This window comes from Clostridium sp. JNZ X4-2, from assembly GCF_054889485.1.
In genome coordinates this window covers 3257398-3277934 of the sequence record NZ_CM142685.1, presented here as the reverse complement: position 1 = coordinate 3277934, position 20537 = coordinate 3257398, and the positions used below count along the sequence as shown (strand labels likewise).

Below are 20537 nucleotides of genomic sequence, written 5' to 3'. Positions count from 1 at the left end.
CAATGACAGATGAAAGACTTTTTTTAATATTATTTATGTTTTTCCAAATAATTTATTAAAAGATATATAATTTAGATTTTACCAGGATAAAAAACAGGGGGTGACACTGCTTTTAAAAGCAGAAACTTATGAATACAAAATATATATTTGTAACTGGAGGAGTAGTATCTTCACTAGGAAAGGGAATAACGGCAGCTTCATTAGGACGACTTTTGAAAAATAGGGGGATTAAAGTTTCAATTCAAAAATTTGATCCATATATAAATGTAGATCCAGGTACTATGAGTCCCTATCAGCACGGAGAGGTTTTTGTTACAGATGATGGAGCAGAAACGGACTTGGATTTGGGTCACTATGAAAGATTTATAGATGAAAATTTAAGTAAAAGCAACAATGTAACCACAGGAAAAATATATTGGTCAGTTATATCAAAGGAAAGAAAGGGAGAATACTTGGGAAGCACGGTCCAAGTAATTCCACACATAACCAATGAGATAAAGTCCAGGGTATATAGGGTGGCAGAGGAAAAAGATATTGATGTAGTTATAACAGAAATTGGAGGAACGGTAGGAGATATAGAGTCATTGCCTTTTTTAGAAGCTATAAGGCAGATAAAATATGACGTGGGCATAGAGAATGTGTGTTTTATACATGTTACGCTGGTTCCTTATTTAAAAAAATCAGGAGAATTAAAAACCAAGCCTACCCAACATTCAGTTAAGGAATTGAGGAGTATCGGAATACAGCCGGACATAATAGTATGCCGTTCAGAAAAGGTAATTTCCAATGATCTAAAAGAAAAGATAGGTTTATTCTGTAATGTGGAGAGAGATTCTGTAATTCAAAATTTAGATGCAGAAAATTTATATGAAGTCCCACTGATGCTTCATAAAGAAGGATTGGATGATTTGGTATGCAGAAAATTAAAGCTAAAAACCAGTAAGATAGATAATACTGAATGGATTGACATGGTAGATAAAATAAAAAAATTATCAAAGAATGTAACTATAGCTTTAGTTGGAAAATATGTAGAACTTCATGATGCCTATATATCTGTAGTTGAAGCGTTGAATCATGGAGGATATGCAAATGGGGCAAATGTGGATATAAAATGGATAAATTCTGAAGATGTTACTGAGGAAAATGTAGAAGGTTATCTGAAAGATGCAGATGGTGTATTAATTCCAGGAGGATTTGGCGATAGAGGAATAGAAGGAAAAATATTGTCCGCAGGATGGGCTAGAAAAAATAAGGTACCTTTCTTTGGTATATGTTTGGGTATGCAGTGTGCCGTAATAGAATTTGCAAGAAATATTCTTGGTTACGAGGGAGCGCATAGTTCGGAGATAAATCCTGATACTAAATATCCTGTTATAGATTTGATGCCGGATCAAAAAAATATAGATGAAAAAGGCGGTACCATGAGGCTGGGGGTATATCCATGCAAACTTTTAAATGAAAGCAACTCTTTTAAAGCTTATGGTGAAAAAGTTATATATGAAAGACACAGACACAGGTATGAATTTAATAATTTTTATAGAGATAAGTTAGAGAAAGCAGGATTGGTACTTTCTGGGGTAAGTCCCGATTCCAAGTTGGTGGAAATTGTAGAAATAAAAAATCATCCTTGGTTTGTAGGGGTACAGTTTCATCCAGAACTTAGATCCAGACCAAATAGGCCACATCCTCTATTTAGAGAATTTATAAAAGCATCTTTAAACTATAAGAATAATGACTAATTATTAAATAAAGTCTATTTTATAATTATATTTGGTACATATATTCTTATGATATGTACCAATTATAATTGTAAAAATAAAATAATATAATGAGTTTTCATGAAGGATTTTGGAGATATTTATAGAAATATAAATAATATGATTTAATTATTCTTAATTAAAACCATATTAAAAAGCTGATGAATATTCATGGGAGGTGAGCTTTGTGATATTTCAAACAAATATAAGTATTGCTGTTAAAAATTTGGAAGAAAAGTATGATATTAAAAATTTCTCCATATTTGATGTGAATAAGATCAATAAGAGTTTCACCTCTTTAAAAATAAACTTTATAAATAACAAAACATTACTTATAGGAGTTAAATGTGAATTCTGTGGGAATGTTCACTACTATAAATATAATATCAATCACTTGATTAAAAAAGATATTATAATTGGGGGCTGCGAAGTGTTGGGTTTCCCAATTTTATATATAGGAAATTATAATACTATAAAAAATAGAATTTCAAGGCATAATGAAATCGTGGAAAAGACATATGCACTTATATGATATTTTAACTGTTTTTGTGATTGTCATAAAATAATATGGATTAAAGTGAAAAAAAGGGGTATAATGTATCCTGAAGTGTAACCTTTCTATATAGGAATTCTTTACTTATAAATATGATATTTTCATATTATATTTTCAATTTTATTTTAAAAATTTCCCAAGATTATGTTATAATATAAAACTAAATAATTGTGAGGTGTTACTTTTTGAACAATAAAGATATAGACAATATGACAGTTGCAAAATTAAAAGATATTGCAAAAACCTTGGAGATAAGGAACATATCTAAATATAAAAAGTCTGAATTAATTGAGGAGATAAAAAAGGTTTCTCCTGCCTATATAAATAAAGGTGGTATTGTGCTTAGAGAAAAAATAAGTCCTAAAAAAGAGGAAGTAATCAAGCACAGGGAACCGGAGCATAGTATAAAGACATCAGATGACAAAGCTCATGAAGCTAAATCCCAGGAACAGAAAACAAATTGTGATGAAAAAAGAGAAAAACTTAAAGAGATGATAAATGAATCAGATAGTGCAAGAGGGGTACTTGAGATAATTGAAAATAATAACTATGGATTTTTAAGAGGGAAAAATTATCTCACAGGTCCTGATGATATATATGTATCACCATCTCAAATAAGGAGATTTAATTTAAAAACCGGTGATGAGGTCTGTGGAAAAGTCAGAATTCCAAAAGAGGGAGAAAAGTTCAAGGCATTATTATATGTTCAAGAAGTAAATGGAGAGAATCCGGAAAGAGCAGTTGGAAGAAAACCTTTTGAAACCCTCACTCCTATATATCCTAATCAAAGATTGAGATTAGAAACTCAAAGTTCAAATTTGTCTACTAGGCTTATGGATATAATATCCCCTATAGGTAAAGGACAGAGAGGAATTATAGTTGCTCCACCTAAGGCGGGTAAAACTACTCTTCTAAAAAAAATAGCCCAGAGTATTTCAAAAAATCATCCAGGAATAAAGCTTATAGTTTTACTTATAGACGAGCGTCCCGAGGAAGTTACTGATATGCAAAGATCCATAAATGGTGAAGTGATTTATTCTACTTTTGATGAAGAGCCGGAACATCATACTAAGGTTGCCTATATGGTGCTTGAGAGGACCAAAAGAATGGTAGAGCAGGGTCAGGATGTAGTAATACTTCTGGATAGTATAACCAGGCTTTCCAGAGCATATAACTTGACTATAACTCCAACGGGCAGAACTCTATCAGGAGGATTAGATCCAGGAGCACTTATAATGCCTAAAAAGTTTTTCGGTGCAGCTAGAAATATAGAAGAAGGTGGAAGTTTAACTATACTTGCCACTGCATTAATTGAAACTGGAAGTAGAATGGATGATATGATATTTGAAGAATTTAAGGGTACTGGAAATATGGAAGTACATTTAAATAGAAAGCTTCAGGAAAGAAGAATATTCCCTGCCATAGATGTGTATAAATCTGGTACAAGGAGAGAGGATTTACTTTTTGAAAGTCAGCTGGAAAGGGAAAGTGCATTTAATATAAGAAAAGTATTATATGATGATAATAATAACACTCAAAATATTACTGAACAGCTAATAAATTTGCTGGCTAAGACCAAGAATAATATAGAGTTTATGAACATTGCCAGTAAAATGGAGTTGAATAAATCCTTTGATAAACGTTAAAACAAAAACCTGCCTTTTGAATTAAAGAGACAGGTTCTATAATAAAATGATACATCTTATTATAATTATTCTTCATTTTTTAAATTAAATTTCTTTAAGAATCTATCAACTCTTCCACCGGCATCAACTATCTTTTGCTTACCAGTAAAGAAAGGATGGCATTTAGAGCATATTTCCACTTTTAACTCTTTTTCTGTTGAACCAGTTGTAAAAGTGTTTCCACATGCACACTTGACTACCGCATCATGATAGTATTCTGGATGTATGCCTTTTTTCATATTGTTCACCTCTTTCAAGTTTAAATGACAAAACTCTAATTTTAACTTCTGTATTATAACATAGGCATGAAACTAAGTCAATAAAAGTAAGCAAGCGGGTAAGCGGGCTAATTTATTTTGTAAAAATGAAATCTGCACTTTAATCTGCGCGCTACCTCTGTTAGAATGTATTTGGTTATATAAAAATTTATTCAAAGGTGGTCATTGTTAACAACCTAAGCTTTGCAGAGCTTGGATAAGCAATACTCTGCTCCTGGATAAGTTCTTCGAGGGCTCGGGTAGAAAGATATTTCTTATGAGCAAATCCTATCTGGACCTGAGAATCACTTGATATTAAAGATTAAAGAGAATTGTAATGAGAGGTGAATACAATGTCAAGAAAAACATCTGTTGGAGGGCAAGCCGTAATAGAAGGAGTTATGATGAGGGGGATGCAGGGTATAGCCACTGCAGTGAGAAAGTCCAATGGTGAAATTGCAGTCAATAGGGAAGAAAGCATACCCTATAGTAAAAAGAATAAGTTTTTTGGACTGCCCATTATAAGAGGTTTTGTATCTTTAATAGAATCGCTGATTATAGGTATAAACACGTTGAATTATTCAGCATCTTTTTTCCAGGATGAAGAAAAGCCTACGAAATTTGATAATTGGTTTAAAAATATATTTAAGGAAAAAAGTGAGGCTGTACTCATGGGTATAACTTTTCTTGTATCTCTTGGTATAGCAGTTCTGCTGTTTTTTATTTTTCCCACTTTTGCAGCAAATATGTTTAAAAAATTTGGGGTATATGGGTCTGTAAGTCTTAATATAGTTGAAGGTATAATCAGAGTAGCCATGTTTTTGACTTATATATTTTTGATAAGTAAGATGTCTGATATAAATAGGGTATTTCAATATCATGGTGCCGAGCATAAAACTATTTTTTGTTATGAAAATGAGAGAGAACTGACTCCAGAGAATGCGGAGAAATTTAGTAGATTTCATCCAAGATGCGGTACAAATTTTTTGTTCCTGGTAATGATAGTAAGTATAATACTTTTTTCACTAACCGGATGGGGTAGTATCGGGCAGAGAATTTTGTGCAGAATAATTTTACTGCCCTTAGTATCTGGAATCACTTACGAACTTATAAGGTGGATGGGCAAAAGTAATGGATTTTTATCCAGGGTTTTATCATATCCTGGACTTATGCTCCAAAAACTTACTACAAAAGAACCTGATTACAGCCAGTTGGAAGTTGCAATTGTGGCATTGAAATACGCAGAGGGAATAGAAGAAGAAAATGAAGAAAGCAAGTACTGTGAAGATGGACAAATAAAAAGTATTATAAACGTGGATAAGGATGGATTACAACTGGAAACATGCAGTAAATACAATAAGGCGAATTCAGTGAAAGTAGAGAATTCTTATGGAGAATAAAATAAATGAACTTTTAAAATATGGATATGGAATTTTAAAGAATAAAAAAATAGATAGTTATGTTTTAGATGTACAGCTGCTTTTGGGAAAAGCCATAAATAAAGATAGGCTGTTTATATTTATAAATGGCAATTATGAAGTTACCAGAGAAGAAGCCGAAAATTATTATAAATATTTAAAATTAAGAGAGAAAAAAATGCCTGTAAAATACATATTGGGAGAGTGTGAATTTATGGGGATGAATTTCATGGTAACTCCTGGGGTGTTAATACCCAGACCAGATACTGAAACTTTAGTAGAACAGGCTTTGCAGGAAATAAAGGGCAGCGGTATTTGCAATATATGTGATTTATGCTGTGGAACCGGGGCAATTGGATTATCTATAGCCAAATTTACAGATAATATAAGTGTGAAATGTTGTGACATATCTCCTGTGGCCCTGAAGGTTACAGCTGAAAATATAAAAAGATTTTCTCTTCAAAAAAGAGTACAGGTAGTTAAAAGTGATTTGCTTCAGTATTTTATTAAAAACAAGATAAAATTTAATATGATTGTATCAAATCCGCCTTATATAGAAAAAAACATGATAGACAAATTAATGGATGATGTAAAAAACTATGAGCCCTATGAGGCGCTTTGCGGAGGGGAAGATGGGCTGGAGTTTTATAGAAAAATAGCTGAAGAGAGTCTGAAGGTTTTAAATAAAGGCGGAGTACTTATGCTTGAAATAGGATATGATCAAAAGGATGAAGTAAGCTGTATATTGAAAAAAAACGGCTTTCAGAATATATCCTGCATAAAAGACTTATCAGGAAAGAATAGAGTAATTAGGGCAGTATGGGGAAAGGCATTGTAGAATAAAGTTTAACAGGTATTTTACTGCTTTTCAGGTTTATTGCTATAGATAAAAATATTATGATATAATAATATATTGTGAAAATACTTATACGGAGTGATAAAAATTATGTTAGAAAGACTTAATTTCATAGAAAATAAATACGAGGAATTATCCATTAAGATAAGTGATCCTACAGTTATGGAAAACCAAAAAGAATGGCAGAAATTGTGTAAGGAACATGCTGAAATGGAAGAAATAGTAATAAAATATAGGGAATACAAAAAAACTGCCCAGGATTTAGAAGACAACAAAGAGATGTTTAAAGAAGAAACGGATAAAGAAATGAGAGATATGGAACAGGAAGAGATAAAAAAACTTACAGAGCATACAGATGAAATCGAAGATGAATTGAAAGTTCTTCTTATTCCCAAGGATCCAAATGATGATAAAAATGTATTTGTGGAAATTAGAGGTGGAGCAGGAGGAGAAGAGGCAGCTTTATTTGCAGCAAACCTTACAAGAATGTATACAAGATATGCAGAACGCAAAGGATGGAAAATAGAAACCATAAGTTTAAATGCCACGGACATAGGCGGGTTTAAGGAAATTGTATTTATGGTGAAAGGAAAAGGAGCTTACAGCAGATTAAAATATGAAAGTGGAACTCACAGGGTTCAAAGGGTTCCAGATACAGAATCCAGCGGAAGAATTCATACTTCTACTGCAACTGTGGCAGTACTTCCGGAAGTTGATGATGTGGATATAGTAGTAAATCCCAATGATATAAGGATAGATGTTTTTAGAGCATCAGGTCATGGTGGACAGTGTGTCAATACTACGGATTCAGCGGTTAGGATCACACATTTACCAACAGGACTTGTAGTATCCTGTCAGGATGAAAAATCTCAGCTTAAGAATAAAGAAAAAGCCATGAAGGTTCTTAAGTCAAGGCTTTATGAAAAGGCGGAAGCCGAGAGAAGTGCAAGTATAGCAGAAGATAGAAAGAGTCAGGTAGGTACAGGTGATAGAAGTGAGAGGATAAGGACTTATAATTATCCTCAGGGGAGAGTTACGGATCATAGGATAGGAATGACTTTATATAAACTGGATGCATTTTTGGATGGAGATATAGATGAAATAATAGATGCCCTTATAACTTCAGATCAGGCTGAGAAGATGAAGGCCATCGGAAACAGCTGATAAATAGTGGTACAGTATAAATATAAATTATTAGACAGAAGGAGCTGAAATAACCGTTAAATTCTATCTGACGGGAAAGCATGAATATAGATAAAACTATCAGAAGGCAAAAAAGAGCTTATAGGATATTTATGCTTTCCGTATGTCTTATTTTTTTTATACTCCCAGTATGCCTTATCTTAACAAGTAAATTTTATACATTTTATATAACCTATCTTGTACTATTGGAAGTGCTTATTTTTTTAGCAATTATTATAAAAATCAATAATTCACTGCTGGACTTTACTTATGACGGCTATAAATTAAAAATAAATATGGGAATAAAGAGTGGAAGGTTAAATATAATATGTGATAAAATCGTATTGGTGCATGTGGAAGAATATACACAGAGAAATACAGGAGAATACGGATTTAGAATTATACTCCTTTCAACCTCTAAATTTAGAAGCGACAGGATGATACCCATACATAGAGGATTTCTCAGGAAGCATGCTTATATTGCCCATGAATATAATAAACTTAAAGTTTTACGCCCTGAGGACAAATTTTATTATACTATAATAAAAAGAGGTGAGCTGAGTAAATATCCATTTTTGAATACAGTTTATAAAAGCTGTGTTTATGCCTGGTTTACCCAGGCAACTATAGAAAAGATAAAATATTATAGGCAGAACTCGGAAAATTATATTATAAAAAATAAAAAATAGAAATATAATTCATATATTATAGAATCTTAAAATAAACATGAAATATAAGTAATAAATATAAGGTGATTTTTTGAGTACAAATCTGATTAACATAGTGGCAATAGGCAGTTTGGTATCTCTTACAGGTACTATGATAGGAGCTTCTCTGGGAGTTGCAGTGAAAGAGCCCTCTAATAAGTTGCTGGGGTTTATAATAGGGTTTGCCGGGGGAATAATGTTATCGGTAGTAGTGTTTGATTTGATTCCCCAGTCTATTGAAAAATGGAGTTTTGGTTTAACTATAGTATTTGCAGTTTTGGGAATTGCAATAATTGCAATAATTGATGAGAAGGTAAATATAAACAGCAGCAATAAGCACATGAAAATGGCATTTATGGCTTCACTGGGTCTCATGATTCATAATTTCCCGGAGGGAATAATAATGGGGTGTGGATTCGCAGCAGGCAGCACTCTTGGCTTAAAGATGAGCATTGTAATTGCAATTCATGATATACCAGAGGGGATTGCTGTATCAGCACCACTTATGGCATCTAGGGTCAGGGTTTCAAAAATACTTTTCTATGCATTTATTACAGCTTTTCCAACAGCCTTGGGGGCCTTTGCAGGTACATACATAGCAAATATATCTGAAAATGTATTAGGTGCATGTCTTTCTGTTGCATCAGGAATAATGCTGTATGTTGTATGCGGTGAGATGATACCGGAGTCCTCAAAATTATGGGAAGGTGTAACAAGTACACTTGGTACCCTTTGCGGTATTATTTTAGGACTTGTAATAATACGGGTATTATAAAATCTAAGCGATCTTAAGATACAATAAACTTATAGTTTTAAATATAAAAGGTGGTTTGTAAGATGGATACAAAGATAAAGATGATAGATGAAAAAAATTTGGATGAAGGCATTATTGAAGAGGCTGGAAAAATAATAAGAGATGGCGGACTTGTAGCTTTTCCAACGGAAACTGTATATGGACTTGGAGCTAATGCTCTTGATCCCGAAGCAGTAAAGAAGATATTTGAGGCAAAGGGAAGACCTCAGGATAACCCTCTAATCGTGCATATATGGGATAAGAAACAGATAGAAACTCTAGTGCATGATATACCTGATATAGCCTATAAATTTATGGAAGAATTTTGGCCTGGACCTATGACTTTAATTCTTCCTAAATCATCTGTTATTCCTGATGTTACCAGCGCATCCCTTCCCAGCGTAGGAATCAGAATGCCATCCAATATAGTAGCTAGAGAACTTATTAAAAAATCAAAAGTTCCAATAGCAGCACCTTCTGCAAACATATCCGGACGTCCCAGTCCCACGGATGTGGAAAGATGTATAGAAGATTTAAATGGGAAGGTGGACTTTATATTGGGAGGAGAAATGTGTCAGGTAGGAGTAGAGTCTACAGTAATAGACTGTACAGTGACGCCATCCTGTGTATTAAGGCCTGGAGGTATAACTCTTGAGATGTTAAGAAAAATAGATAAAGAAGCTTATATTGATCCGGCAGTGATGAAAAAACCAAATAAAAATATAAAACCTAAGGCACCTGGAATGAAATACAGACACTATGCTCCAAAGGCACCGGTAAAAATAGTTAATGGAGATTTGAAAAAAACTATTGCAAAAATCAATGAAATGGTGCAAAATTATATAGATGAAAATAAGGTAGTTGGAATAATTGCTACAGATGAAACAAAGGATTTTTATAACAAAGGATTGGTAATATCTTTAGGCAGCAGGAATAATATGCTGAGCATATCTAAGAATTTATTTGAAACTCTTAGAAGTTTTGATGACAAAAATGTAGATGTTATATTAGCTGAAGCATTTGAAGAAAAAGGTATAGGAGTGGCTGTAATGAATAGATTAAATAAATCTGCCGGCTTTGATATTACAAGAGTATAAAAAATATTTCATCATTTAGCAGACATTAGTTTGTTTGGACACTTCAGCTTTGGGGGGATTGATTTATGAAAAACATACTGTTTGTTTGTACGGGTAATACCTGTAGAAGCTGTATGGCGGAGGCTATATTTAATTCTATGTGTAATACAGACTATATAAAAGCTTCTTCTGCTGGTATGGCGGTATTGGATAACAGTATAGCTTCTAAGAATTCCGCATGGGTTATAAAGAAAAATATAAATGTAGATATAAGCAATAGACGGGCTGTCCAGGTAAATGAATATATGGTGGAAAACTCAATTATTATTTTGACAATGACTTCATATATAAGAAATGTACTGCAAAATAGTTTTCCTGAATTTAGAAATAAAATATATACTTTAAGTGAATTTGTTTCTTTAGGGGAAGACATAAAAGATCCTTTTGGAAAAAGTATAGCCGAATATGAACATACTTATAGCCAGCTGAGAAATAGTGTTTTGTTGTTATTAAACAAATTAAAGGAAGATACGGGCATTAATTAGATGTTATTATCTTCCTTTTTTGCGGGCATATGCTCAGGCGGCGCTGGGATAAAATAATAATATATTTTTGGAGGTGTTTTTATGAAAATTGCTTTAGGCAGTGACCATGCAGGATTTCCCTTGAAAAAGGAAGTGATGAAATATTTACAGGAAAAAGGAATGAGATTTGAAGATTTTGGTACCTTCTCGGAGGATTCCTGCGATTATCCTGATTATGCACTAAAAGTTGCAGAGAAAGTTTCAAACAAAGATTATGACTTCGGAATACTGATATGCGGCACTGGAATTGGAATAAGTATTGCTGCAAATAAAGTACCGGGAATAAGGGCGGCACTTTGTGGAGATACTTTCAGCGCTCATGCATGCAGGGAACATAATGATGCAAATATATTGGCAATGGGTCAGAGAGTAGTAGGCCAGGGACTTGCACTTGACATAGTTGATACCTTTTTATCCGCTGAGTTTCAAGGAGACAGACATCAAAAAAGAATAGATAAAATTACCGGAATAGAAAAAAAATATAATAAATAACAGTAGATTATAACTGTGAACTGCAGCTGTTCACTTATTAAATTGGAGGAATCATAATGAGTAAAGTAACACAAATAGATCATCCGCTTGTATTACATAAATTGGCTTTGATAAGGGATAAAAATACAGGCTCTAAGGATTTTAGAGAACTGGTAGAAGAAGTAGCTATGCTTATGGCTTATGAGGTAACCAGAAATCTTCAGACAGAGGATGTGGAAATAGAAACGCCCATAGCTAAAACCACCTGCAAAATGCTTTCCGGAAAAAAGGTTGCCATAATACCTATATTGAGAGCAGGACTTGGTATGGTAGGTGGAATGTTGAAGCTTATACCTGCAGCAAAGGTAGGTCATATAGGACTCTATAGAGATGAAAGCACATTAAAACCTGTAGAGTATTTTTGTAAATTGCCTCAGGACATAGGGGAAAGAGAAGTAATTGTCACTGATCCTATGCTTGCAACAGGCGGATCCGCTATAGATGCAATAACTATGTTAAAGCGAAAGGGTGCCAAAAATATAAGACTTATGTGTTTGATAACTGCAAGAGAAGGAGTAGAAGCCGTTATAAAAGCTCATCCTGATGTAGATGTGTACACAGCAGCTATAGATGAAAAGTTGAATGAAAATGGATATATAGTACCAGGCCTTGGAGATGCTGGAGACAGGTTATATGGAACAAAATAAATAAACTCCTTGGCTCATTGAATAAAATTATATAACGATTAAGAGCCCACTGCAAGGTGGGCTCTTAATCGTTAAAAAGAGTGGCCGGATTAGGGTTCGTCATAAGGTGAATGAAAGAGGGTTATGTTAAAAAATAGTATCAATTGTTTTAAAATATTATTCAATAGTTTATAATGTATAGTGTATTCTTATAAAGCAAGGAGATATTTGTCAATGAGAAAAGATTGGGATAGTTATTTTATGGATATAGCATTTAAGGTTGCAGAAAGAAGTACATGTCCTAGGTTACATGTAGGGGCAGTTCTTGTTAAAAACAGAAGAATAAAGGGTACCGGTTATAATGGAAGTCCCAAGGGATTGGAACACTGTGATGATGTTGGATGTTATCTTAAAAATAATCATTGTATAAGAACAATTCATGCAGAAGTGAATTGTCTGCTTGAAGTATCGCCGGAGGACAGAGAGGAATCTACATTATATGTCACACATATGCCCTGCCCCGAATGTCAAAAATTGATAATTACCTGTGGCATTAAAAGAGTGGTATATTCTGAAGATTATAAACCTGAAATTAATTGGTTTGAAAAAGCACCACAAATTGAATTAATATGTGTAAAAAGAGCAGAATAACATAATATCTGATAGAACAAAAGATGTGATTAAGGAAGGTTGTTATGAATAATTTATATCTATTTGTATTAGTTTCAGCAGTACTTTCAGCTGTGATTACACCACTTGTTAGAAAATACGCTATAAAATTACGGATTTTGGATGTGCCTAAAGATAATAGAAGAGTACATACTAAGCCTGTACCGCTTTTAGGTGGAATTGCCATATATATTTCTTTTGTAGTCACTTTGCTTTTAAAGGTAGGCAAACTTACGAATTCTGAAACTGGCCTTATATTAGGTTCCACTATAATAGTAATAGGGGGATTTTTAGATGATAAATTCAATATAAAACCTTGGTGTAAATTATTGTTTCAGTTGGCGGCAACTTTGATTCTGATAATTTATGGGGTTAAGATAGTATTGATTACTAATCCATTCAGTGGACTATATCAATTTGTGAATTTAGGGATGATGTCAATTCCCCTGACTTTAATTTGGGTAGTTGGAATTACCAATGCACTGAACTTAATAGATGGATTAGATGGATTGGCCGCAGGCATTGCTTTTATATCCTCTATAACTATTTTTATTATAGCATTGTTAAATGGCAGAAATGAGGCTGCTATACTTACAATTATATTGTCAGGAGCCATAATTGGATTTCTGCCCTATAATTTTAATCCGGCATCTATATTTATGGGGGACACAGGAGCACAATTGCTGGGATTTTTACTGGCAGCCATATCCATTGAAGGAGCTGTAAAATCAGCAGCGGCTTTTTCTATAGCAGTGCCTATTCTTGCACTTGGAATACCCATATATGATACTTTATTTGCCATGATAAGGAGAAAGATAAACGGCAGACCAATTATGCAAGCGGATAGAGGGCATCTACATCACAGGCTCCTTGATATGGGACTTACACAGAAACAGGCTGTTGCAATAATGTATGTTATAAGTGCAGTTCTTGGCAGCTTTTCCATAATAGCTATGGAGATAAATGCACAAAGGTCTTATTTGCTGTTGATTATGGTTATGATTATTTTAGTGCTGATAGCCTGGAAAGCTGGATTTTTTAAACATAAAGAGTGAAATGGAGGATTTTATATGAAGAAAATCAAAAGTATTACAATATTTGGTACAAGGCCTGAAGCAATAAAGATGGCTCCCTTAATTAAGGAATTTGAAAAGATAGAAAAGATAGAAAATAAGGTTTGTGTCACGGCTCAGCACAGGCAAATGCTTGATCAAGTTTTGGAGCTTTTTAAAATTCAGCCGGATTTTGATTTGAATATAATGAAAAACAAGCAGACTTTAACGGGAATAACCACTAGGGTTCTCCAAGGACTTGAAAATATATTTGAAGAAGAAAAGCCGGATTTAGTTATTGTACATGGAGATACAACTACTACTTTTGCAGGAGCTCTGGCGGCCTTCTATAAAAAAATAACAGTAGGTCATGTAGAGGCAGGTCTTAGAACTTATGATAAATACTTTCCTTTCCCTGAAGAAATGAACAGAAAACTTACTGGAGCTATAGCTGACTTGCACTTTGCACCAACTTCAGGTTCTAAAAATAACCTCCTCAGAGAGGGAGTCCTTGAAAATAAAATATTTGTTACAGGAAACACGGTTATAGATGCCATGAATTTTACCGTAGAAAATGGTTATGTATTTAACAATAGTGAACTAAATCAGATAGATTATAATAACAAGAAAGTTATAATGGTAACTGCCCATAGAAGAGAAAATTGGGGAAAGGGAATTCAAAACATTTGTAATGCTCTTAAAAAGATTGCAAGGGATAATGAGGAAGTAGAAGTTATTTATCTTGTACACTTGAACCCTATAGTAAAAGACATGGTATATAAAATATTGGGCGAAGTTCCAAGAATACATTTGCTGCCTCCTCTTGATACCAAGGAAACCCACAATTTGATGAATAAATGTTATATGGTAATGACCGATTCAGGAGGACTTCAAGAAGAAGCACCTCATCTTGGAAAACCTGTATTGGTACTGAGAAATGTGACTGAAAGACCGGAAGCTGTAGAAGCAGGGACGGTAAAATTGGTTGGCACTGATGAGAGTGATATAGTTAAACTTGCAAATGAACTTATATTGAATTCAAATGAATATAATATAATGAGTAGAGCCATAAATCCTTATGGAGACGGCAAGGCATCTAAAAGGATAACAGCAGCTATTTTGCAGTATTTTCATATACAGAATAATGAGTATAAAGAGTTTGAGTAAAATTTCTTTATGTGGAATTGAAAATTAGCTAGAAATTCAGCACTGATTTATATTGAAAACTTTGTGTTTTTTTTAACAAAAAATATTGATAAAAATTTAATTAACTAGTATAATAAAAAGGATGACAGAAAACTTTGTAAATTAAAAAATAGATAATTTAATTAAGGAGGATTAGTTATGAGGGATGTAGTTATTGTAAGTGCTGCAAGAACTGCTATAGGAAAATTTGGGGGAGCGTTAAAAAATGTTTCTGCGGTGGATTTAGGTGCTGCAGTTATAAAAGAAGCAGTGAAAAGATCAAATATTAAACCAGAGCTCATAGACGAGGTTATAATGGGAAATGTGATACAGGCAGGTCTTGGGCAAAGTCCAGCAAGACAAGCTGCTGTAAAAGCAGGTATTCCTGTGGAGATTCCAGCATTTACCTTGAATAAAGTCTGTGGTTCAGGGCTTAGGGCAGTTAGCCTGGCAGCTCAAATTATAAAATCCGGGGATGAAGATATAATTGTAGCTGGAGGAATGGAGAATATGTCTGCTGCTCCGTATTTGCTTCCAAATGCCAGATGGGGACAGAGAATGGGAGACGGAAAATTGGTGGATTCCATGATAAAGGATAGTTTGTGGGAAGCCTTTAATAATTATCATATGGGAATTACGGCTGAAAATATAGCAGAAAAATGGAACTTAACCAGAGAAATGCAGGATGAATTTGCGGCATCATCTCAACAAAAAGCAGAAGCAGCTATAAAGGGTGGAAAATTTAAAGATGAAATAGTGCCAATTGTTATAAAAGACAGGAAGAAGGGAGAAATAGTTTTTGATACAGATGAATTTCCTAGATTTGGCACAACTGCTCAGTCCTTATCAAAGTTAAAACCGGCATTTAAAAAGGATGGAACTGTTACAGCTGGAAATGCTTCAGGAATAAATGATGCAGCAGCGGCATTGATTGTAATGAGTGCAGATAAGGCAAAGGAAATGGGAATAGAACCACTTGCAAAAATTGTTTCCTATGGTACTAGAGGATTGGACCCTAAGATAATGGGATATGGGCCATTTTATGCAACTAAATTGGCATTGGAAAAAGCTAAGTTAAAGGTTGAAGACTTGGATTTAATAGAAGCAAATGAAGCATTTGCAGCTCAAAGTTTAGCTGTAGCTAAAGATTTAAAATTTGATATGAGCAAAGTAAATGTAAACGGTGGAGCACTGGCTCTTGGACATCCAGTTGGATGCTCAGGTGCAAGAATACTTACTACACTGCTTTATGAAATGAGAAGAAGAGATGTTAAAAAGGGTCTTGCTACATTATGCATAGGTGGTGGAATGGGAACTGCCATAATAGTGGAGAGATAAATAGAATTGTATGTTTTTAAAGAGAGGGGGATGGAAACGTTGCCCTCTTTTTTGAAATGATTTAAGAATTATTAGTTTATTGAAATAAATTGTGATATAATAGCCTTATAAATTTTATTTTTAAATTAATTAAAAGCTATTTAATTAGCAGATAAGTATTTAAAAATTATAAAAAATCACGGAATATAGATTATATAAATGCGAATAAGGATTTTATTTATCTTTATTTGAGATGTATAATTATCATATTGTGCTGGAGGAAAAGAAATGAGTAAGGATCTTACATATATGCTAAAAAAGATTGCTTTTTTCGACATAATAATATTATTTATATCCACCGGCATAGGAATTAATTTTAGATTTAGGAATTATTTGATTTTTGCCATTTTAGGGTTTGGAATTGCATTTTTAAATGTTGTTATAAATGTAGTGTCCACAGAAATTGCACTTTTGAAATTTAAAAGTTCCTATAAGTCAATTTCTATTATATGTTTTATGTTTAGGATAGCTGCAGTATGTATTATTGCACTAATCCTCTTTAAATATAATAAAAATAGCATATTTGCTTACATGTTAGGTTATAGTTTACATTTTATATCTCTAATCCTATATGGATTGGATTTAAAAGATGGCTAGAAATGATCTTATAGAAAGGAAGTGATAAGTTGGAAAAATTAGCACCGCTATTTTCTATACCATTGTTTGGGTACAAGTTTGATGTTCCGTCCAGTATATTATATCAATGGATAATAATGGGTATAATAACCATACTAGCAATTTTAGTTACTAGAAATTTAAATAAGGTTCCCGATAAAAAACAAACAATAGTGGAATTGTTGGTACAGACAGTTAATTCTTTGGTAAAGGAAAACATGGGGGAGTCTTATAAAAATTATGTACCGTACATAGGAACTCTGGCAATTTTTCTTTTATCTATGAATCTAATAGGACTTATTGGACTCAAACCACCTACATTAGATATTAGTGTAGTAGCAGGATTGGCATTAATAACCTTTGTTGTTGTTCAAGCTAATGCTATAAAAAGGATAGGATTAGGGCATTATTTTTCAGCTTACTTTTCACCGTATGCACCAATGTTGCCTTTAAATCTTTTGGAAAGAATTATGCTACCTGTATCTTTGACTCTAAGGCTATTTGGTAATATTACAGCAGCTGTGGTTATTGTAGATTTAATTTATGAAAAATTAGGTAATCTAACTTGGGTAGCTCAACTTGCTATACCTATTCCATTTCATGCATATTTTGATGTTTTTGATGGGGTAATTCAAATGGTAATTTTTATGATGCTTACAATGATTAATATTAAAATTATTGGAGAGCATTAGTCCTATGTAATTTTATTTATATAGGAAAAATTAAATTAATTAATAAATTCAAGGAGGAACAAACAAACATGATTGATGGGAATTCATTTATATCAGCAATGGCAGCAATAGGTGCAGGTCTGGCAGCAGTAGGATGTCTTGGTGGAGGAATTGGAACTGGTAATGCAGCAGGAAAAGCTGTTGAGGGAGTTTCAAGACAGCCAGAAGCAAGTGGTAAGATAATAAGTACAATGGTTGTCGGTGCAGCATTTTCAGAGGCAACTTCTATTTATGCACTGTTAGTTGCCCTTCTGTTGGTATTTAAAATGTAAAATATCGCATTTTTATTATTACGTGCCTGAAGGGAGGCTTTTATAGTAGTATGGAGTTTTATTTATCTAGAATTATAGCTACTATTATAAATTTTGCAGTATTTCTTCTTCTTTTAAAACATTTTTTATTTGACAGGGTAAACAGGACCATTGACAATAGACAAAATGAAATTGTAGATAAGATAAATATTACTGAAGAAGATATGAGAAAGGCTCAAAATTTAAAAGTAGAAAATGAAAAACAGTTAAGTGAAACAAGGAAAAAGGGTAAAAGTATAATAGAAGAATACAAAGTAAAAGCCGATAAAGTTTCCTCAAATATTGTGGAAGATGCACAAAATGAGGCACAGCTTATACTAAATAGGGCAAAGACTGAGGCTGAAAGAGAAAAGGAAAAAGCACAGGATGATATAAAAAATCAGGTGGTTGATCTTGCTCTTCTGGTATCTCAAAAAGCTTTGGAAGGTTCTATTGATGAAAAACAGCACAGGAAACTTATTGAGGATTTTATAGCTAAGGTAGGTATCTAAAACTATGTATGAATATTTAGATAAAAGATACGCTCTTGCACTTTATGAAATAGCAGAGGGAAAGGGAAAAGTAAAAGAATATCTGGAAGAATTACAGCAGGTTGTAGATATTATTGATAAAGATACCAAATTTTTAGAAATTATACGGCATCCTGAAGTTAGTACATTTGAAAAGAAAAGGATGTTTATGGAAATATTTAAAAACAGGGTAAGTGAAGACATACTTTCATTTCTGCTGGTTCTTATAGAAAAAGGAAGAATCAGTCAGCTGGATGGAAAGCTTAAAGAGATGAAAAATATATATCTTGAAAAGCATGATACTGTTGTTGCAAAAGTAAAAACAGTTATTCCACTGGAGGATAATGAGAGAAAAGATCTTACACAGAAATTGGAAAAAAAGTTTAATAAAAAGGTTTTGATTGAAGAAGAGATAGATCCAAGTATAATAGGTGGAGTTTATGTGGATGTGGACAATGAAGTCATTGACGGCACTGTAAAATCAAAACTTTCTGAAATGAAAAAAATAATGCTTAAGGGAGAACAGAGGTGAGCCTATGAACGTAAAACCTGAAGAGATAACTTCAATCATAAAAGATGAAATACAAAAATATGAAAAGAAAATAGAGACGGTTGATTCAGGTACAATAATTCAAATTGGTGATGGTATTGCCAGGGTTTATGGTCTTAATCAGTGCATGTCTGGAGAGCTTTTAGAGTTTCCAAAGGATGTTTATGGTATGGCTTTAAATCTTGAACAAGACAATGTAGGTTGTGTTCTTTTAGGCTCTGAAGAGGGAATAAAAGAAGGAGATACAGTTAAAAGAACTGGCAGAGTTGTAGAGGTGCCTGTGGGTGAAGAGCTTACGGGCAGGGTGGTAAACTCCCTTGGTCAGCCTATTGACGGAAAAGGTCCCGTTAAAACAGATGAGACCAGACCTGTAGATTTGGTGGCACCAGGAGTTATAACCAGGCAATCTGTTAAAGAACCACTTCAGACTGGAATAAAGGCAATAGATTCCATAATACCAATTGGAAAAGGACAGAGAGAATTAATAATAGGAGACAGGCAAACAGGAAAAACTGCAATTGCCATGGATACTATAATAAACCAAAAGGGAAAAGATGTAATATGTATTTATGTGGCTATAGGACAAAAACAATCTACAGTAGCTCATATAGTGAATGATTTAGTGGAAACTAGTGCCATGGATTATACCATAGTTGTATCTGCATCTGCGGCGGAATCGGCACCGCTTCAATATATAGCTCCTTATGCAGGATGCTCTATGGGTGAGTATTTTATGAATAAGGGAAAAGATGTACTTATAATATATGATGATTTGTCTAAACATGCTGTTGCTTATAGAGAAATGTCATTATTACTCCGTAGACCGCCAGGAAGGGAAGCTTATCCTGGAGACGTATTTTATTTGCATTCGAGATTACTTGAAAGGGCCGCAAAACTTTCTGATAAATTAGGGGGAGGTTCGCTTACTGCCCTTCCTATAATAGAAACTATGGCAGGGGATGTTACTGCATATATACCAACCAATGTTATTTCAATAACAGATGGCCAGATATTTCTTGAATCAGAGCTTTTTTATGCAGGACAGAGACCGGCAATAAATGCAGGAATATCCGTATCCAGAGTTGGTGGTAATGCACAGATTAAAGCTATGAAACAGGTTGCAGGAACACTTAGAATAGATTTAGCCCAATACAGGGAGCTTGCTTCATTTGCTCAATTCGGATCTGATTTGGATAAAGAATCAAAGAGAAGACTTGAAAAGGGTAAAAGATTGACGGAAATATTAAAACAGCCGCAGTATAAGCCAATGCCTGTAGAAAAACAGGTAATGATATTATTTTCTGCTTCCAGAAATTATATAATGGATATACCTGTCGAAAAAATCTCTCAATTTGAAGAAGAGTTTCTTGACTATATGGATACTCACCATAGTGAAATTGGGAAGGAAATTCTTGAAAAGAAAATTTTATCAGATGAATTGAGTGATAAACTTCATGACGCTATAGAAGAATTTAAAAAAATATTTTTAGCAGAGTAATAATTTTCTCTGCGG

General features: G+C 33.5%; 23 protein-coding genes. 22 read left to right on the top strand and 1 reads right to left on the bottom strand.

All coding sequences use genetic code 11. The features are described 5' to 3' along the window. Positions 1–128 precede the first annotated feature (128 nt). From ACYUJ6_RS15790 to rho, 3 genes are all read left to right on the top strand, one after another. Positions 129–1739 carry a CTP synthase gene (locus ACYUJ6_RS15790; RefSeq protein WP_461843650.1) on the top strand — a complete coding sequence of 537 codons (1611 nt, stop codon included), beginning with the start codon at positions 129–131 and terminating at the stop codon, positions 1737–1739. Positions 1740–1944: 205 nt separating this feature from the next. Beyond that, positions 1945–2289 (top strand): hypothetical protein, encoded by a 345-nt coding sequence (locus ACYUJ6_RS15785; RefSeq protein ID WP_369703215.1) that lies wholly within the window; start codon positions 1945–1947, stop codon positions 2287–2289. Positions 2290–2495: 206 nt separating this feature from the next. Further along, the gene (gene rho, locus ACYUJ6_RS15780) at positions 2496–3956 is read left to right on the top strand and encodes a transcription termination factor Rho (protein WP_461843649.1); all 1461 of its coding nucleotides are present in this window, start codon (positions 2496–2498) and stop codon (positions 3954–3956) included. Between the two features lie 65 nt (positions 3957–4021). Here rho and rpmE read toward each other — a convergent pair whose 3' ends face one another. Then, positions 4022–4234, bottom strand: a complete 213-nt coding sequence (gene rpmE / locus ACYUJ6_RS15775; protein ID WP_461843648.1) for a 50S ribosomal protein L31 — start codon at positions 4232–4234, stop codon at positions 4022–4024. A gap of 371 nt (positions 4235–4605) precedes the next feature. On the opposite strand from rpmE, the gene ACYUJ6_RS15770 reads away from it, so the two are divergent. From ACYUJ6_RS15770 to atpA, 19 genes are all read left to right on the top strand, one after another. Further along, the gene (locus ACYUJ6_RS15770; protein WP_461843647.1) at positions 4606–5652 is read left to right on the top strand and encodes a DUF1385 domain-containing protein; all 1047 of its coding nucleotides are present in this window, start codon (positions 4606–4608) and stop codon (positions 5650–5652) included. Next, a complete protein-coding gene (prmC, locus tag ACYUJ6_RS15765; RefSeq protein ID WP_461843646.1) occupies positions 5642–6508 on the top strand; it encodes a peptide chain release factor N(5)-glutamine methyltransferase in 867 nt (288 codons plus the stop codon). The genes ACYUJ6_RS15770 and prmC overlap by 11 nt, the downstream gene beginning before the upstream one ends. 108 nt (positions 6509–6616) lie before the next feature. Next, positions 6617–7690, top strand: a complete 1074-nt coding sequence (gene prfA, locus ACYUJ6_RS15760) for a peptide chain release factor 1 (protein WP_461843645.1) — start codon at positions 6617–6619, stop codon at positions 7688–7690. Positions 7691–7770: 80 nt separating this feature from the next. Further along, positions 7771–8397 carry a hypothetical protein gene (locus ACYUJ6_RS15755; RefSeq protein WP_461843644.1) on the top strand — a complete coding sequence of 209 codons (627 nt, stop codon included), beginning with the start codon at positions 7771–7773 and terminating at the stop codon, positions 8395–8397. Positions 8398–8467: 70 nt separating this feature from the next. Further along, positions 8468–9190 (top strand): ZIP family metal transporter, encoded by a 723-nt coding sequence (locus ACYUJ6_RS15750; RefSeq protein WP_461843643.1) that lies wholly within the window; start codon positions 8468–8470, stop codon positions 9188–9190. A gap of 62 nt (positions 9191–9252) precedes the next feature. Further along, complete coding sequence (locus ACYUJ6_RS15745; protein ID WP_461843642.1) at positions 9253–10305, top strand: L-threonylcarbamoyladenylate synthase; 1053 nt, start codon at positions 9253–9255, stop codon at positions 10303–10305. A gap of 65 nt (positions 10306–10370) precedes the next feature. Beyond that, positions 10371–10829 (top strand): low molecular weight protein arginine phosphatase, encoded by a 459-nt coding sequence (locus ACYUJ6_RS15740; protein ID WP_461843641.1) that lies wholly within the window; start codon positions 10371–10373, stop codon positions 10827–10829. Between the two features lie 81 nt (positions 10830–10910). After that, positions 10911–11360, top strand: coding sequence for a ribose 5-phosphate isomerase B (rpiB, locus tag ACYUJ6_RS15735; protein WP_461843640.1), 450 nt, complete (start codon positions 10911–10913; stop codon positions 11358–11360). 56 nt (positions 11361–11416) lie between these two features. Continuing rightward, entirely contained in the window at positions 11417–12046 is a 630-nt protein-coding gene (upp, locus tag ACYUJ6_RS15730) for a uracil phosphoribosyltransferase (protein ID WP_461843639.1), read from the top strand. Between the two features lie 213 nt (positions 12047–12259). Beyond that, positions 12260–12676: a deoxycytidylate deaminase gene (locus tag ACYUJ6_RS15725; protein WP_461843638.1), complete on the top strand. Its 417-nt coding sequence runs from the start codon at positions 12260–12262 to the stop codon at positions 12674–12676. A gap of 44 nt (positions 12677–12720) precedes the next feature. Continuing rightward, complete coding sequence (locus ACYUJ6_RS15720) at positions 12721–13749, top strand: MraY family glycosyltransferase (protein ID WP_461843637.1); 1029 nt, start codon at positions 12721–12723, stop codon at positions 13747–13749. Between the two features lie 15 nt (positions 13750–13764). Further along, entirely contained in the window at positions 13765–14913 is a 1149-nt protein-coding gene (gene wecB, locus ACYUJ6_RS15715) for a non-hydrolyzing UDP-N-acetylglucosamine 2-epimerase (RefSeq protein WP_461843636.1), read from the top strand. Between the two features lie 177 nt (positions 14914–15090). Continuing rightward, a complete protein-coding gene (locus ACYUJ6_RS15710) occupies positions 15091–16269 on the top strand; it encodes an acetyl-CoA C-acetyltransferase (RefSeq protein ID WP_461843635.1) in 1179 nt (392 codons plus the stop codon). A 267-nt stretch (positions 16270–16536) separates the two neighbouring features. Beyond that, positions 16537–16905, top strand: a complete 369-nt coding sequence (locus ACYUJ6_RS15705; protein ID WP_461843634.1) for a hypothetical protein — start codon at positions 16537–16539, stop codon at positions 16903–16905. 29 nt (positions 16906–16934) lie between these two features. Further along, on the top strand, positions 16935–17615 hold the full coding sequence (locus ACYUJ6_RS15700) for a F0F1 ATP synthase subunit A (protein WP_461843633.1): 681 nt from the start codon (positions 16935–16937) through the stop codon (positions 17613–17615). A 68-nt stretch (positions 17616–17683) separates the two neighbouring features. Next, positions 17684–17926: an ATP synthase F0 subunit C gene (gene atpE, locus ACYUJ6_RS15695; protein WP_461843632.1), complete on the top strand. Its 243-nt coding sequence runs from the start codon at positions 17684–17686 to the stop codon at positions 17924–17926. 50 nt (positions 17927–17976) lie between these two features. Continuing rightward, a complete protein-coding gene (locus tag ACYUJ6_RS15690) occupies positions 17977–18456 on the top strand; it encodes a F0F1 ATP synthase subunit B (RefSeq protein ID WP_461843631.1) in 480 nt (159 codons plus the stop codon). A gap of 4 nt (positions 18457–18460) precedes the next feature. Then, on the top strand, positions 18461–19006 hold the full coding sequence (locus ACYUJ6_RS15685) for a F0F1 ATP synthase subunit delta (RefSeq protein WP_461843630.1): 546 nt from the start codon (positions 18461–18463) through the stop codon (positions 19004–19006). Between the two features lie 4 nt (positions 19007–19010). Continuing rightward, positions 19011–20522, top strand: coding sequence for a F0F1 ATP synthase subunit alpha (atpA, locus tag ACYUJ6_RS15680; protein ID WP_461843629.1), 1512 nt, complete (start codon positions 19011–19013; stop codon positions 20520–20522). The last annotated feature ends 15 nt before the right edge of the window (positions 20523–20537 follow it).